The 14,060-nt window shown below is 62.9% G+C and carries 14 protein-coding genes; 5 read left to right on the forward strand and 9 right to left on the reverse strand.

What is annotated here, in order from left to right; genetic code table 11:
- The first annotated feature begins 37 nt into the window (after positions 1-37).
- Positions 38-760 carry a DUF2889 domain-containing protein gene (locus KFK14_RS22960; RefSeq protein ID WP_212609277.1) on the forward strand — a complete coding sequence of 241 codons (723 nt, stop codon included), beginning with the start codon at positions 38-40 and terminating at the stop codon, positions 758-760.
- A gap of 12 nt (positions 761-772) precedes the next feature.
- On the opposite strand, the gene KFK14_RS22965 is transcribed toward KFK14_RS22960, so the two are convergent.
- Positions 773-1,450: a TetR/AcrR family transcriptional regulator gene (locus KFK14_RS22965; RefSeq protein ID WP_212609278.1), complete on the reverse strand. Its 678-nt coding sequence runs from the start codon at positions 1,448-1,450 to the stop codon at positions 773-775.
- A gap of 89 nt (positions 1,451-1,539) precedes the next feature.
- Between KFK14_RS22965 and KFK14_RS22970 the strand changes: the two genes are divergently transcribed.
- A complete protein-coding gene (locus KFK14_RS22970; protein WP_070154825.1) occupies positions 1,540-2,697 on the forward strand; it encodes an acyl-CoA dehydrogenase family protein in 1,158 nt (385 codons plus the stop codon).
- Positions 2,698-2,741: 44 nt separating this feature from the next.
- Here KFK14_RS22970 and KFK14_RS22975 read toward each other — a convergent pair whose 3' ends face one another.
- From KFK14_RS22975 to KFK14_RS22985, 3 genes are read right to left on the reverse strand one after another with little or no spacing between them, the layout of a single operon-like run.
- Entirely contained in the window at positions 2,742-3,203 is a 462-nt protein-coding gene (locus KFK14_RS22975; RefSeq protein ID WP_212609279.1) for a VOC family protein, read from the reverse strand.
- A 54-nt stretch (positions 3,204-3,257) separates the two neighbouring features.
- Positions 3,258-4,364 carry an aldo/keto reductase gene (locus tag KFK14_RS22980; RefSeq protein WP_212609280.1) on the reverse strand — a complete coding sequence of 369 codons (1,107 nt, stop codon included), beginning with the start codon at positions 4,362-4,364 and terminating at the stop codon, positions 3,258-3,260.
- Complete coding sequence (locus KFK14_RS22985) at positions 4,361-5,320, reverse strand: alpha/beta fold hydrolase (protein ID WP_212609281.1); 960 nt, start codon at positions 5,318-5,320, stop codon at positions 4,361-4,363. The genes KFK14_RS22980 and KFK14_RS22985 overlap by 4 nt, the downstream gene beginning before the upstream one ends.
- 256 nt (positions 5,321-5,576) lie before the next feature.
- On the opposite strand from KFK14_RS22985, the gene KFK14_RS22990 reads away from it, so the two are divergent.
- From KFK14_RS22990 to KFK14_RS23000, 3 genes are all read left to right on the forward strand, one after another.
- Positions 5,577-6,266, forward strand: a complete 690-nt coding sequence (locus tag KFK14_RS22990; RefSeq protein ID WP_212609282.1) for a DUF2889 domain-containing protein — start codon at positions 5,577-5,579, stop codon at positions 6,264-6,266.
- 126 nt (positions 6,267-6,392) lie between these two features.
- Positions 6,393-8,255 (forward strand): NAD(P)-binding domain-containing protein, encoded by a 1,863-nt coding sequence (locus tag KFK14_RS22995; protein WP_212609283.1) that lies wholly within the window; start codon positions 6,393-6,395, stop codon positions 8,253-8,255.
- Between the two features lie 93 nt (positions 8,256-8,348).
- Positions 8,349-9,002: a TetR/AcrR family transcriptional regulator gene (locus KFK14_RS23000; RefSeq protein ID WP_212609284.1), complete on the forward strand. Its 654-nt coding sequence runs from the start codon at positions 8,349-8,351 to the stop codon at positions 9,000-9,002.
- Between the two features lie 141 nt (positions 9,003-9,143).
- On the opposite strand, the gene KFK14_RS23005 is transcribed toward KFK14_RS23000, so the two are convergent.
- From KFK14_RS23005 to KFK14_RS23025, 5 genes are read right to left on the reverse strand one after another with little or no spacing between them, the layout of a single operon-like run.
- Entirely contained in the window at positions 9,144-10,391 is a 1,248-nt protein-coding gene (locus KFK14_RS23005) for an acetyl-CoA hydrolase/transferase family protein (protein ID WP_212609285.1), read from the reverse strand.
- 14 nt (positions 10,392-10,405) lie between these two features.
- Complete coding sequence (locus tag KFK14_RS23010; protein WP_212609286.1) at positions 10,406-11,206, reverse strand: crotonase/enoyl-CoA hydratase family protein; 801 nt, start codon at positions 11,204-11,206, stop codon at positions 10,406-10,408.
- Positions 11,207-11,233: 27 nt separating this feature from the next.
- The gene (locus KFK14_RS23015; protein ID WP_212609287.1) at positions 11,234-12,376 is read right to left on the reverse strand and encodes an acyl-CoA dehydrogenase family protein; all 1,143 of its coding nucleotides are present in this window, start codon (positions 12,374-12,376) and stop codon (positions 11,234-11,236) included.
- A complete protein-coding gene (locus KFK14_RS23020) occupies positions 12,373-13,407 on the reverse strand; it encodes an acyl-CoA dehydrogenase family protein (RefSeq protein WP_212609288.1) in 1,035 nt (344 codons plus the stop codon). Before KFK14_RS23020 ends, KFK14_RS23015 begins: the two co-directional genes overlap by 4 nt.
- A gap of 39 nt (positions 13,408-13,446) precedes the next feature.
- On the reverse strand, positions 13,447-13,935 hold the full coding sequence (locus tag KFK14_RS23025; protein ID WP_212609289.1) for a Zn-ribbon domain-containing OB-fold protein: 489 nt from the start codon (positions 13,933-13,935) through the stop codon (positions 13,447-13,449).
- Positions 13,936-14,060: the final 125 nt, after the last annotated feature.

Below are 14,060 nucleotides of genomic sequence, written 5' to 3' on the forward strand. Positions count from 1 at the left end.
AAAATAATTTTCGTCCAGAAAATTTTTGAGGCCTGCAATGCATAAGAATGCTGGCGATATCAGCGCATATAAGCCGCTTCACCGCAAGATTCATATCGAGTCCCGGCCTAATCTTGTGACCGCGCGCATCATGGACTGCGTTCATGATTTTTCGATCGTCATGGCCCATGACGGCAACGTCATCACGGCGCTGGAGCCAAGCGCGAACCGCACGCCCTGGTCCACATGCGGCGGCGCGCTTGAACAGTTTCAGGCGCTTCTGGGCGCTCCGTTGGAAGGCGAGTCCGGCAAGTCCATCGACAAGGGCATGCAATGCACCCATTTGTTCGATCTTGCGCGCTTGGCCATGGCCAACGCCAAGGCCATCGGCACGTTGATATTTGACGTCCATGTCGGCCAAGGGACCAAAAGCGGGGAGATTGAGGCCTATGTGCTGCGCAATGGCGTGGAAATCCTGCGGTGGACCATTGCCAACCAGAAGGTGATCTCGCCCGGCCCCTTCGAAGGGCATGTCCTGCAGGGCGCCGCCATCTGGCCGCCGGAGGTCAACGACCCCGAAATCCGGACCGCAGCGCTGCTGATCCGCCGCGCGCTTTTGGTGTTCCTGGGAACCAACAGTTCGCGCGACGCCCGGTTCGCCGCTGACCTGCCATTCATGGCGGGCGCCTGCTTCACCTTTCAGCCCGCGAATATGGCGGAGTCGGAGCGGCCCGCCAATTTCAGGATTCTGGAGCCAGGAGATTTCGGCCCCAACGCCTGACGGGACGCGGCTTCATGAACCCGCCGGATCCGTCGATGGACGTTGCACGGCGCGCCAGACGATATCCGCAATCTGCAGCGCACGGGAATCCAGCTCCCGATCATCGCCGGTCTCAAGCAGCCCCAGCTTGAGCGCCAGCGGCTTCAGGCCGAACAGCACGCCACCGCCATGTGCGACCATCACGGTAATGAGCTGCGCCGGGGTCTCTTGAAGCGTGCCCGCCCGCGCGCCCTCGGCGATCACTTCCTCCAGCCGGGAATAGCGGTCCGCCAGAATCGTTTCCGCGATATGGTCCAGCCGCGCACTCTGCACTGTTCCTTCCTGATTGAGAATCCGCAACATCTCCGGCACGGCGCGGATCGCCTCCAGAACCTGAACGACCGCCGCCTTGAAACGCCCTTCGAGCGTACCCTCCCTGGGCAGGTCGATCATGCGCTTGCGGAATTTCTCCAGGCCATATTCGATACTGGCCTCCCAAAGCTGCTGCTTCGTGCCGAAACGCAGATTGAGCAATCCGTGGCTGATGCCGAGCTGCTCCGCCAGGCTCCGCATCGACATGCCCTCATAGCCCGATTCCGCGAAGGCGCGCAGTGCGGCCTGCAGCAAATGGTCGCGGGGAATCTCCGCCGCGCCACCCACCGGCGGCCGTCCCCGCCTGCGGTTTTTGGGCGCGCTTTTCTCATCAGACATAAATAGGCACTTGACTATTTATACTCCAGGGGATCAGATTGTGTCCGAACCGGATGATCGATCATTCGCAAGCGACGGAGAGGATAGCAATGGACATCGCAGAAGAACTGATCGGCCGCGCGCGGGAATTGCAGCCCGTCATCGCCGCCCGCGCCGCCGCCACGGAACAGAATCGCGCGCCTCTGGACGAAACCATTCGCGACCTTTCCGACGCGGGCCTGTTCAAGATGCTCTCGCCCAAGCGTTTCGGCGGATATGAATTGCACGTCGACACAATGACCGAGGTTTGCCGCCTGATCGCCGCGGCATGCCCGTCCACCGGCTGGGTTACGTCCTTTTATATCGGGCATAATTGGCTGCATGCCGTTTTCCCGGAAAAGTCGCAGGAGGAGGCGTTCGCCGCCGGTCCCTTCGTGCTCAGTTCCGGGCAGGTCGCGCCCACCGCCAAGGGCAAGCGCGTCGCGGGAGGGTTTGAGATCAGCGGGCGGCAGGGGTGGAGTTCCGGCGTGGCGCATGCCGACTGGGTGTTCTTCACCGGCATTGTGACGGCGGAGGGCGAGGCGCCGCACCCCTATATGTTCTGCGTTCCGCGCGCGCAGGTGGAGGTAATCGACACCTGGCATATCGCGGGCATGCAGGGTACGGGCAGCCGCGACGTGGCCGTGGACGGGCTGTTCGTGCCCGATCATCAGGCGGTGTCGTTCATCCAGCTCATGGACGGCTCCCACCCCGGGGCGCAAATCCACGCCAACCCCCTCTACAAGCTGCCCGTGACGACCGCGCTAAGCTTTGAAGTCATGCCGGTCATCGCGGGCGCGCTGCGGGGCGCAGCCGATACCTTCTCCACAATCATCAGCAGCCGGGTGCAAAGCTATACCGGCCAATCCTATGCCGAGAAGCCGGCAGCGCAGATGCGGGCTGGCCGCGCCTATGCGCTGGCCGACGCACTGGATTCGCTGGCGCGCGACGCAGCGCGCAACGTGGTGTCGATCGACCGTCATCTGGAGCCGATCGAGCGCGCCCAGTTACGCATGCTGTCATCCTATATGACGAAGCTGGCCTGTGACGGGGTAAACGACATCATGCACGGCGCAGGGGGCGATTCCTTCCGCAACGGATGTTCGCTGCAACGCTATTTCCGCGATCTGAACGTGCTGCGGACCCATGGCGGCCTGGATATCGAGCCGACGTCAGAGCTTTACGGCAAGGTGAAGATGGGCGTGGACATCGGCCAGATCATGCTGTGATCGACATGGGGGCGGCGGACCGGCCGGTCCGCCGCCCTTCGTAATTACTCGACCTCTCCACGCGCGAAGGCCGGGCTTGGCGGGGAATAGGATTCGCCCTGCACCAGTTCCACGAAATTCCGGTCGGGATCGAAAACGCCGCAATGTTGGTAGACGACGCCGCGGGTCGTAGTCGCGGTTTCCAGTTCCAGCCACGGCTCAAACCCCGCCGCGATCAGTGAGGCATAGGCTTCGCCGATATTGGATACCCGCAATGTCAGGTAGCGCATGCCGGGCGCAAACCCCTCCACCAGCGGCGCATCGACCGGCTCATAGAAATAGGTGAGTTTCAGGATCGTATTGCCCAGCCGGAAACCCCGGACATGGACGAAATCCAGCTTCGTCTCGCCATAGGGTTCAAAGCCGAGCATATCGATATAGAAGCGCACCATCGCCTCTATGTTGCGCACAATAATGCCTGTTTCGACCGACGATACGGCGGTTTCGTCAATTACCGGCTTCGCCATGCCACGTCCTCCTCGCTAGAATAGATTTGCGGTTTTTTCTTGTGCCTCGCATGTTCAGCGCGCTGGCTCCCGGCCCAGATAGAAACGGGGATAGGCGTCCATGCCGACGGGTGTCGTAGCCGGATCGTACCGGCCTTCCAGGGCATGCGCGGCGGCGTCATCGGCCATCATCGCATTATACCATCCCGGATAGGCGGCGGGGATCGCGGATGCCTGCTCCAGCGCACCCATATCCCGGTCGTCCAGGACGGGCGCAGGTTCGGGAAGGTTGGATTGTAGCTGCGCCAGATCGCTCACGCCGATCAACACGGACGCGACCGCGCGTTGCCGCGCGACCCAGGCAAGCGCGATCTGGGCGGGCGTCGCGCCACGCCGTTTCGCAATCTCCCGCAATACGCCGACGACCCGGTCGCCCTTGACGCGATCCAGCGGGCCAAGCGTGAAATGCGCCAGTCGGCCATTGCCGCCGGTCGGATCGCCGCCCGTATATTTTCCCGTCAGGAACCCATTGGCGAGCGGACTCCACGCCATGATGCCGATGCCCGCGTCCTCGGCCAGCGCTATGCTGTCATGCTCGATCTCGCGGCCCAGCAGCGAATAATACATTTGCGCGGCGATAAAGCGCGCCCATCCATGGTGCCGCTGCAGCATGATGGCCTTCGATGCGAGCCAGGCGGGCCAATTGGAATAGCCTATATAGCGCACCTTCCCCTGGCGGACGACATCGTCGAGCGCCTGAAGCGTTTCTTCGAGCGGCGTGTACGGGTCCACGCGATGCACGATGAACAGGTCGATCCAGTCAGTGCCAAGCCTTTTCAGACTGCCCTCGACACTCGCGATCAGATGGCGGCGGGACAATCCGGCATCGTTAAGCCCGCGTCCCACCCGCAGCCCGGCTTTCGTGGCGATCACCACATCCCGGCGGCGCGCGCCCAATATCCGTCCGATCATGTCTTCGGACTGGCCCATGCCGTAATAGTCGGCGGTGTCGATAAAATTGACGCCGCGATCCAGCGCCGCGTCCAGGATCGCGCGCGACCGCTCCTCCGATCCGACAGTCTCCAGACTGACTCCATCGGGTCCGCCAGACACGAACCCCGGCGTGCCAAGGCAATATTCCGATACGAACAGGCCGGATTGCCCCAGGCGGTTATATTTCACGGCCGCCCGCCTTTCAGAAGGTCGCGGCAGAGGCTGATCAGCGCGCCGTTCACAATGCCCGGCCGCTCCCAACTCAGAAAATGTCCGCCGCCCTCGACAATGAACGGGCCGACGATCCGGTCGTACGCGACCTCCGCCCGGCGCGTGACGATGCGGCCGATAATCTGGTCCGCCTCGCCATAAAGGAACATCGTTTCCGTGCCGACCCGCTGCGCAATCAAGGGCGGCGCGTACAGAAGCTCTGGCTGGAGCAGCGCGGCATAATAGTTGATCGATGCGCGGAAGGACTCCGCATCGCCGAAGGGTTCGGCGTGAAAATCGGCGGCCTCGTCGTCAAACGATCCTTCGGCCGCCAGCCGCAGCACAGGGCCGCCATCGCGCCAGACGCGGCCCTGGTAGAAACCGCGCACATAGGCCCTTCGCGCTTCATCGTCCGCAAGGCGCCCCGCAAAACCGTCGGGATCGGCGCCATGGTCGGTAATATGGCTGGAGAGCGACAGATTCTCCTTCATCAGATCGCCGCCGCATCCGGCCTGCTCATAGATGTCCGGAAGAAAAGGGACCATCGGATTCCAGATCAGTTGGCGGATCACGCGCTCCGGGAACCGGTTGACCATGTCGAGCGCGGAAAAAGATCCGAAATCATAAGCCGCCAGCACCCAGCGCTCATGTCCAAGCAAGGTCATCAGGTCGATGAACTGATGCACCGAACGCACCGGGTCGGGATAGCCGTGCGGGGATAGCGGGGAATCCCCCCAGCCGCTGGCGTCCGGCGCGATGACATCGAAACCGGCTTGCGCCAGCGGCCCGATATTGCGGTAGAATATCCGCTTCGTGCTTGGCCAGCCGTGCAGCATCAGCAGCGGAACGCCGCCCGCCCCTTCCCGCACGAACGCCAGTTCGGTCCCGTCCGGCAATGTGCGCCGGTTTATCGCAAAATCGGGGATGTCATGCATAGCGGCTACGCACCATTCGCTGCGCCGCCTCCATGGCGCGCGCCGGCCAATGGCCAGTGATGCGGGCAAAGGCTTTCAGGATGTCGCCAATCGGATGGGGCATGCGGGTTCCTCTCGCCGATCGCCCCGCCCGCCGGGCGACGCACCAGCCTGTAATTTTGAAAAGAGGACTAAACGGCGACAGGCCGTCAGTCAACGTATGTGTTGACTCTCCTTTCCGCCGGGGCTTAGACTTCCCCTCCAAAAGAGAATGATCATGATATTAAGTGACGACTCCATGCCCTTCTGGCGAAATATCTCGCTGCGCGCGACGGCGCACCGGGTCGAAGGGGAGCTGGTCGATAACGTCCATCACTTCCTCGTCACCGTGGACCATGATGGCCGGGCCGTTACGGCAGTTACTGGCGATTCCGTTCGCGTACCCTGGGTCACCTGCCCCAGCGCCGCGGGACAACTGACGGCGCTCGTCGCCACGCCCATTTCGATCAGCGCGAAAGCGTCCATAGATCAGACCCGGCAATGCACGCACATGCTTGATCTGGCGCGCCTCGCCATTGCTCAGGCCGCGCGCGGCGGCCAGCGCGACTACAGGGTGCGGGTCCAATATGACCCCGTGCGCAAGGGCGCCGCCGCCCGGCTGGAACGGGATGGCGCGCCCTTTCTGGACTGGCTGGTCAGGGACGGCGTGGTTGTTTCCGATGGCCCATTCCATGGCCACGACACCCATGGGCGGTCGGTCTGGTCCGATGCGGTCATGGCCGATCCCGATCTTCGCGAAGCGGGCCTTGTGCTGCGGCGATGCATATTCGTTTATCGCAGCCGCGACTATTCGGTCACGCGCCGCCGCGCATCCGACACGGCGAACATGGAAGGCGTGTGCTACTCTTTCCAACCCGAAAGAGCATCGCTCGCCTTCCGGCCGCCGGGATTCCACGAACTGCCGTAAATCCAACTGCCCTCAATTTCTATCAACAAATGTGTTGACTAAATCAGACTGTCAACATATGCGTGGAAAGAACGAACCAGCGCATGGCAAGACACCAATTGCTCAGCGCCATGTAGAGGAATTGAAGTGGCTCAGAATAAGTCCAACGGTCTGGATGGCGTGTCGGCGCAGGACGTGGCCGAACTCTGGATTGAGCGGATATCGGCGGCGATCGCCGCCAGGGACGGCCAGGCTTTTGCCGATATGTTTATCGCCGACGGCTATTGGCGCGATATTCTGTCCCTTACTTGGGCGCGGCCGACTTTTGCAGGCAGGGCGGCGATCGCGGAGGCCTTTGATACCACGGCGGCCGCCGCCGGTTTTTCCAATATCCGCCTGGCCGCGAACCGCACGGCGCCCCGCCTCTCCCGCCGTTCGGGACGCGATATGGTGGAGGCATGGTTCGATTTCGACCTGAATGTCGGCACCGGCACGGGTTTCGCCCGGCTCGTGCTGGAGCCATGCGCCACTGGCGCGGACGCTGCGCCCAATCCTCGCACATGGCTGCTGTTGACGGCTTTGCACGAGCTGCATGGATTTAAAGAGAAAGCGGGCCTCAACCGTCCCTCCGGATCGCATTTTTCAAAAATCGAAAGTCCGCTCAGTTGGCGGCAATTGCGCGACCATGAAATCGCGTTCGAAGACCGCGACCCCCAGGTGCTTGTCGTCGGCGCTGGCCAGGGCGGCCTGATCCTGGGCGCCCGGTTGCGCCAAATGGGCATCGACGCGCTGATCATCGACAAATCGGAGCGCGTGGGGGACGTCTGGCGCGGACGCTATAATAATCTGACGCTGCACAATAAGCTGAACGCCAACCATTTCCCCTATCTGCCCTTCCCGGAAACCTGGCCGGTCTGGCTGCCCAAGGATATGCTCGGCGACTGGCTGGAATCCTACGCCCGGTTCATGGAGCTGAACGTCTGGAACTCCACTGAACTGGTCGAGGCGCATTTTGACGAGGCGGCCGGCATCTGGACGGTCACGCTCCGCTGCGCCGATATGAGCATAAGGACGATGCGGGTTCCCCACCTGGTCATCGCCACGGGCGTTTCGGGCGGACTTCCCAAAAAGCCGGACATGCCCGGCCTTTCCGACTTCAAGGGCGATGTCGTGCATTCGGGCGAATTTCGGACCGGCATGGATTATGTCGGCCGCAACGCCATGGTCGTCGGCACTGGAAATTCGGGTCATGACATTGCGCAGGACCTGTATGTCAGCGGCGCCAAGACGGTATCGATCATGCAGCGCGGGGCGACCTGCGTCCTCAGCCTCGAACCGAGCGCGATCATCAGCTACTCCATCTATTCGGAAGATACGCCGGTGGAGGACACCGACCTGATGGTCGCGGCCCTGCCGAATGCGATGCTGCTCGATTCCTACAAATGGATCACCAAGAAAACCGAACAATATGACGCCGAGTTGATCCAGAAGCTCAACAAGGTCGGATTCAAGACCCATAATGGCGACGACAAGACGGGGTTTCAGTTGCTCTACCTGCGCGGCGCAGGCGGTTATTATATTGATGTCGGGTGCAGCGAACTGCTGATCGATGGGCAGGTCGGCCTCGTGCAATATGAGGATATCGCCCATTTCGTCGCTGACGGCCTGCTGCTCAAGGACGGCAGGAAAATTCCGCTCGACCTGCTCGTCCAGGCGACGGGGTTCGAAAGCATGGCGGAAATGGTCCGGCGTTTGCTCGGCGACGAAGTGGCTGACAGGCTCGGCCCCGTCTGGGGCTTTGATGAGGATGACAATATCCGCAACATGTGGACGCGGACGCCGCAGCAAGGTCTATGGCTGATGGGCGGCGCAATATTGGAAGCGCGGCTCAACTCGCGTTTTCTCGCGCTGGAGATCAAGGCGTCACTGGAAGGGCTGATGCCGGATCGCAACGCCATGCCATTGAGAAAACTGGCAACTGCCCGCAGCCAGGAGAAGATCACCGCGTGAGCGCCATCGGCCCTGCGCCGATGGAAGAAGCTGGCACTTGCGCAAATACATCCGCCCTCGCATAGGACTATTTCTTGTTCAGGCAGAGTGTAGATGGCGGAAGAAAGCGATATCGCGCAAAGGCGCGCCCTGGCGCGTTCAATCGGTGATCCAGAATACCGGTTGCGGCGGGAAGAAATAATCAGCGCCGCTGCACGCGTGTTCCGGCGTAAAGGATTCCGCGCCGCGAAGCTGCAGGATATTGCCAAGGAGATCGGCAAGGACCGCGCTTCACTTTATTATTACACATCGGGCAAGGACGAACTGTTCCAGGACGTGGTTGCGGAGGCTGTCCGCAAGAATGTCGAAATGGTGGAACGGCTCTACAAGGAAAAGATTTCGTCGATTGAGAAGCTGCGCGCCCTCGTCGTGCAATTGATGGAATCCTATGAGGCGCATTATCCCTATCTGTTCGTCTATGTGCAGGAGCCGATGGCGCATCTGGACGACAGCACGGAGTGGAATCGCATGATGATCGCTCTGCAGCGCCGCTTCGACGAAGGCATCAGGGGGATCATCCGGCAGGGTCTGGAGGATGGCTCGCTCAACGTGCCCCAGGAAAATGTCCGCCTCATCGCCAATGCGATCATCGGCATGTGTTCCTGGAGCCACCGCTGGTATCATCCCACCGACACATCATCGGGCAAGCAGATCGGCACCGTTTTCGCCGACGCCATATTGAACGGTCTCGCCAAGAAGGCGGACTAGAGTGATTTCGAGTGAAATGGAACATTTCGCGGCTCGGAAATCACGACATAACAAAGGACTAGACCAAGATTTTGATTCAATCAAAATCGAACAAGGTCTAGGGTCCCGCAATCCCGCCGCGCCGGTCTTTTGCCAGTCCCGTCAGAATCCCCGGCCTATCCGGGCATGGCTTTCGCGCTCAAGCGCCTCGCGAAACGCAGGCGCGCTGATGCCGATCATATCGCGTATCCGGTCGCGCAGGCACCGGCCGCGCAGATCCGCGACGCCATATTCCGTGACCACAAAGTCAACATCGGCGCGCGCGCATGTCACCATGTCGACGCCGCCGCGGATTCTGCTGGCCGCGCCGCCCGCAGCGGTCGAGGGCAGGGCGATGATGGAGCATCCGCGCTCCGCGGCATTCGCCGCATGCATGAAATCGATCTGACCGCCGACCGCGCCGATATAGCGGCCATTGGCCGCCTCGGCATTGACCTGGCCGGTGATATCGACCTCCACCGCCGAATTGATCGCAAACAGGTTGGGGATCTGCGCCAGAATCCCGGCGGCGTGCGTATATTCGAACGGCTCCACCCGGAATGCGGGATTCTCGCGCGCCGCGTCCATCAGCCTTGATGTGCCGAACAGGGAGCCTGTCACGGTAACGCCCGCATCTATCGGCTTTTGCGCATTGGTGATGACCCCGGCCTCGATCAGGTCGAGCACTGAATCGCCAATGGTGCCAGAATGGATGCCAAGGTCGCGGCGATCCTTCAGGCAGCCGAGCAGCGCATCGATCGTACCGCCAATGCCAACCTGCAGGGTGGCGCCATCAGGCACGATCGACGCTATGTTCGCCGCAATGGCGGTCTCCAGCGGCGTTGCGGGCCGCGATGCCAGTTCCGCTGGCGCACGATCCATTTCAATGGTCAGCGCAAGCGTGTCGAGCGCGGGCAGTTCGGCCCCGTAGGTCCACGGGATCGCCGCATTGACCTCCGCAATAACCACCCGCGCCTTGGCGATGGCCGCCCGCATATAATCGTTGATCGGGCCAAGGCTGTGCTTCCCGTTCGGTCCCTTGGGACTGAGCTGCACGAGCGCGACGTCACAGGCGATGGCGCCCGACATAATGGATTGCGCGATGCGCGCGATGTGGATCGGGTAAATGTCGAGCGCGCCGGCGGCGGCGAGCGCCCGCGTGGTGCCCAGCGTTCCATAGCTCCCGGCCCGCAGCAGGTCCCTATGCTCTGGACGCAAGATGTCCGTGAAACATGCGCCCATAAAAATCGAAAGCGGACCCAGAGTCTGGCGCTGCGCGACCAGCGCTTCGAACAAGGTCTGCGGTTCGCCTGTCCCCTGGCCCAGAAAAACCGTGTCGCCGGGACGGATGAAGGGCGAAAGGTCGACCATCGATGAGGCAGCGCTCATTGCCCGGTAAACACGGGTTTCCGCTTTTCCCGGAAGGCGCTGATCGCTTCGCGATGATCCGCGGTGGTATGCGCGAGCGCCTGATAGGCGGAGGCCGCCTCAAGATGCTCATCCAGCCGCTGGTTGCGCGCCTGCCGCAGCAGGCGTTTCGCCATGCGGAGCGCGTGCGGCGGGTTGGCCGCGATGCGGCTGGCCAGGTCCCTCGCGGCGTCCTTCAGTTGATCATCCGGCACGACGCGCGAGACCAGGCCACAGGCCAGCGCCTCCTGCGCGTTGATCGACTCACCGGTGAAGGCCATCTCGCACGCTTTCGAAAATCCCACGGCGCGCGGCAGCAGCCACGCCCCGCCGTCGCCCGGAATGAGGCCGAGCTTGACGAAACTTTCCGCGAAGGAGGCGCTCTCCCCCGCTATGCGGATGTCGCACATGCAGGCGAGATCGCAGCCCGCGCCGATGGCCGCGCCATGGACGGTGGCGATGATCGGGATTTCCATGGCGTCGAACGCCAGCGGGATGCGCTGGATGCCCGCCTTATAGCCGGAGGGCGTTTCCACCGGCGCACCGCCACCCAATTCGCCCGGATTGCCGATCTTCGAAAGATTGCCGCCAGCGCTGAACCCCCTGCCCGCGCCCATCAGTATGGCGCACCGGATGTCGCGATCGCTTTCAATCTGCGCCAGCGCGGCGATCAGCGCATCCACCATCTCCTGATCGGAAATCGGATTGTAGAATTTGGGATTGTTCAGGGTCAGCGTCGCCACCGGCCCGTCGATTTCGATCAGGACAAGCTGTTCCATATGTCTTTCACCCAATGCGTTTGAGGCTCAGCGCAGGCCAAGCCCGCGCGCGATAATGCCGCGCAGGATTTCACGAGCGCCGCCGCGCAAGGAGAAGGCGACGCTGTTCAGCGTGAGGTAGGAGAGCACGGCGCGGAAATCGGGATCGGCCCACAGCGCCGGATCGGTGAGGCTCCGCGCCACCTCCGGTATCTCCTGTTCCAGCACGGCGCCCAGATCCTTGACGATCACCGCCTGAAGCGAGGGATCGCCGCCCTGCTCCAACTGACCGGCGACGGAGCGGGACATGACGCGCAGCACGGCCACATGCGCGGAAAGCCGGCCAAGCGCCTCGGCCGCGCGATCGGACAGCCCTGGTCCCGCCGCCCGCGCCATTTCCGCCATCAGGATGAACGAGGACAGGAAACGCTCCGGCCCGCTGCGCTCATGCGCAAGTTCGCTCATCACCTGCTTCCAGCCCTCGTCCTCGCTTCCCAGCAGCGCGTCCTCAGGCAGAAGCGCATCCTCGAAATGCACCTCGTTAAATTCATGCTCGCCCGACAAGGCGTAGATCGGCCTGACGGTGACGCCGGGCGCCTTCATATCGACCAGGAACTGGCTCAGCCCGTCATGCCGCCCTTCCGCATTGCTGTCCGTCCGGGCCAGCAGGATCATATAATGGGCAAGATGGCCGTTGGTGGTCCACAGCTTGGTGCCGTTGATCCGCCAGCCGCCGCTTTCCCGCACTGCCCGTGTCCGCACCGCCGCCAGATCCGAACCGGCGTCGGGTTCGCTCATCCCGATGCAGAAGAAACATTCGCCGCGCGCGATGGCGGGAAGGATTTTGCTGCGCTGCGCCTCCGTGCCGAAGCGCAGCAAAGTCGGCCCGCTCTGACGGTCAGCGATCCAGTGCGCCGCGACCGGCGCGCCGGCGGCCAGCAACTCCTCGATCACCACATAGCGCTCAAGCGCGCTGCGCTCATGCCCGCCATATCGCTTGGGCCAGGTCATGCCAAGCCAGCCGCGCGCGCCCAGCTTGGCGCTGAAGGAAGGGTCCGCGCCGGTCCAGGTTTCGGCCCGCTTGACGGGCGGACGGTCCGCAATCTCGACCGCGAGAAATTCGCGAACATCCTTTCGCAGAGCCGCAGCCTCCGCGGATTCCGCGACAAGGGGAAAACGGCGCGCCGTCATGCTCCGATATCCGTGATAGAGGCCCATAATGCGCGGCCATCCGCCGCCAGCGACCGGCCGAGCGCGATCGACCATTCCGCCTCGCCGCCATATTCGTCGCGCCAGCTCCACAGCCGCCGCGTCAGCAGTTGCAGGGGCAGTTCGCGGGTATAGCCGATGGCCCCATGTATCTGATGCACGGTCCGCGCGATCTTGCCCGCGGCTTCTCCCGCGCGGATCTTGGCGACCGCGACCGTGCGGGCGTCCATGCCCCGCGCCAGCGACGCCGCAGCCATATCGCTCGCCATGCGCGCCGCGGCGGCTTCGGTGGCGATGATGGCCAGCAATTGCTGCACCGCCTGAAAGCCAGCCAGCGACCGGCCGAATTGCTTGCGGTCGCGCGCATAGGCGACTGTCATGTCCACCGCCGCCTCTGCCGCGCCCGCCATCTGCGCCGTCCGCAGCACAGCCCCCAATTGCCGGGGCGTGTCGAGGTCCAGACCGGCCGGAAGCGCGATCATGCGTTCCGGCGCGACGGTGATGTCGGCCTGCACCATGTCGCGCGGTTCGTCGGCGAGATTGGCCCCCTGCGTCACGGCAAATTCCGCACGATCCAGAATGACAGCGACCAGCGCGCCATCCAGCATGCCCATGCAAACCAGCTTGCAGTCGCGCGCCCACGGCACCGCATCCAGCGACCCGGCGATGCGCACGCCCGCAGGCGTTGCATTGAAATCCAGCGGCTGCGCGGCGAGAACAACAGGCCCCTCGACGGGCGGCGCACCGGCGCGGGCGAGCAGCCAGTCGGCCGCCATCGCATCCACAAGCGGCAATGCGAGCGCCGCAGCGCCGCTCATCCGCGCGATCAGCATTGCGCCGATGCAGCCGACGCCGCCTTCCTCCTCCGGACGCATGGCCTGCGGAAAGCCCGCCTCGGCCAGCATCGTCCAGCCGGGCGCGAACCACCGCCCTTCCTCCGCGCATGCGCGGGCGGCGTCACTGCCGATCGGCGCGGCGTCCGCGAGCAGACCGCTCGCGGCGTCGCTGATCAACAGCTCTATATCCTGGAAATCCTGTTCCAACCCGGCGCCTCAGGCCAGATCGTCGATGAGCTGGAAGTGGAAGTCGGTGATCCGCCCCTCCCGCTTCTCCTTGAAATGCGCGCGGACGCGCGGTCGCTTCATCAGGCTTTTCGCGGCCTCATCAATATCGGACAGGTCGACGCCCACCACATGATTGAGCAATGCCGTATCGGCTCCGTCCAAGGTGATATATCCCATCACAAAGGGGGGTGGAGGAAGCCCCGGAAACTGCGCGCCGACGATGCTGAAAATATCCAGCACGCCTTCCGGCCCAACCTCCTGCCAGTCCGTGGTCGCAACGAAACAGGCGTCGCAATAGGAGCGCGCAGGCACCAGGACGCGCGCGCATTTGGGACAGCGCGTGCCGCAAATCCGCCCTTCCTCCCGCAATATGCTGAAGAAGCGGCTGGCCGTGTCGCCCGCGAAATAACTATATTCGAAATCCCAGAGGCCGGGGATTCTGATCCTGTCCTCAGGCGCCAAAGTCTTGCTTTCCAAAATCCACTCCTTGCCGCACCGGTCGCCTCTCCGTCCCCGTTGCCAACCGCCCCGCCCCCTTACGAGGCGGCTGACACAGAGTTCGCCGCAAGCTGTGCGCGCTCCCAATGGCTTTGTCAACACAT

The organism is Sphingobium phenoxybenzoativorans, from assembly GCF_018286635.1.
Taxonomy (GTDB): domain Bacteria; phylum Pseudomonadota; class Alphaproteobacteria; order Sphingomonadales; family Sphingomonadaceae; genus Sphingobium; species Sphingobium phenoxybenzoativorans.

Bases quoted from the DNA above. Each gene is read 5' to 3' on its own strand.
- KFK14_RS22960 (WP_212609277.1), top strand. From the start codon at position 38: ATGCATAAGAATGCTGGCGATATCAGCGCATATAAGCCGCTTCACCGC.
- KFK14_RS22965 (WP_212609278.1), bottom strand. From the start codon at position 1,450: ATGTCTGATGAGAAAAGCGCGCCCAAAAACCGCAGGCGGGGACGGCCG.
- KFK14_RS22970 (WP_070154825.1), top strand. From the start codon at position 1,540: ATGGACATCGCAGAAGAACTGATCGGCCGCGCGCGGGAATTGCAGCCC.
- KFK14_RS22975 (WP_212609279.1), bottom strand. From the start codon at position 3,203: ATGGCGAAGCCGGTAATTGACGAAACCGCCGTATCGTCGGTCGAAACA.
- KFK14_RS22985 (WP_212609281.1), bottom strand. From the start codon at position 5,320: ATGCATGACATCCCCGATTTTGCGATAAACCGGCGCACATTGCCGGAC.
- KFK14_RS22990 (WP_212609282.1), top strand. From the start codon at position 5,577: ATGATATTAAGTGACGACTCCATGCCCTTCTGGCGAAATATCTCGCTG.
- KFK14_RS23000 (WP_212609284.1), top strand. From the start codon at position 8,349: ATGGCGGAAGAAAGCGATATCGCGCAAAGGCGCGCCCTGGCGCGTTCA.
- KFK14_RS23005 (WP_212609285.1), bottom strand. From the start codon at position 10,391: ATGGTCGACCTTTCGCCCTTCATCCGTCCCGGCGACACGGTTTTTCTG.
- KFK14_RS23010 (WP_212609286.1), bottom strand. From the start codon at position 11,206: ATGGAACAGCTTGTCCTGATCGAAATCGACGGGCCGGTGGCGACGCTG.
- KFK14_RS23015 (WP_212609287.1), bottom strand. From the start codon at position 12,376: ATGACGGCGCGCCGTTTTCCCCTTGTCGCGGAATCCGCGGAGGCTGCG.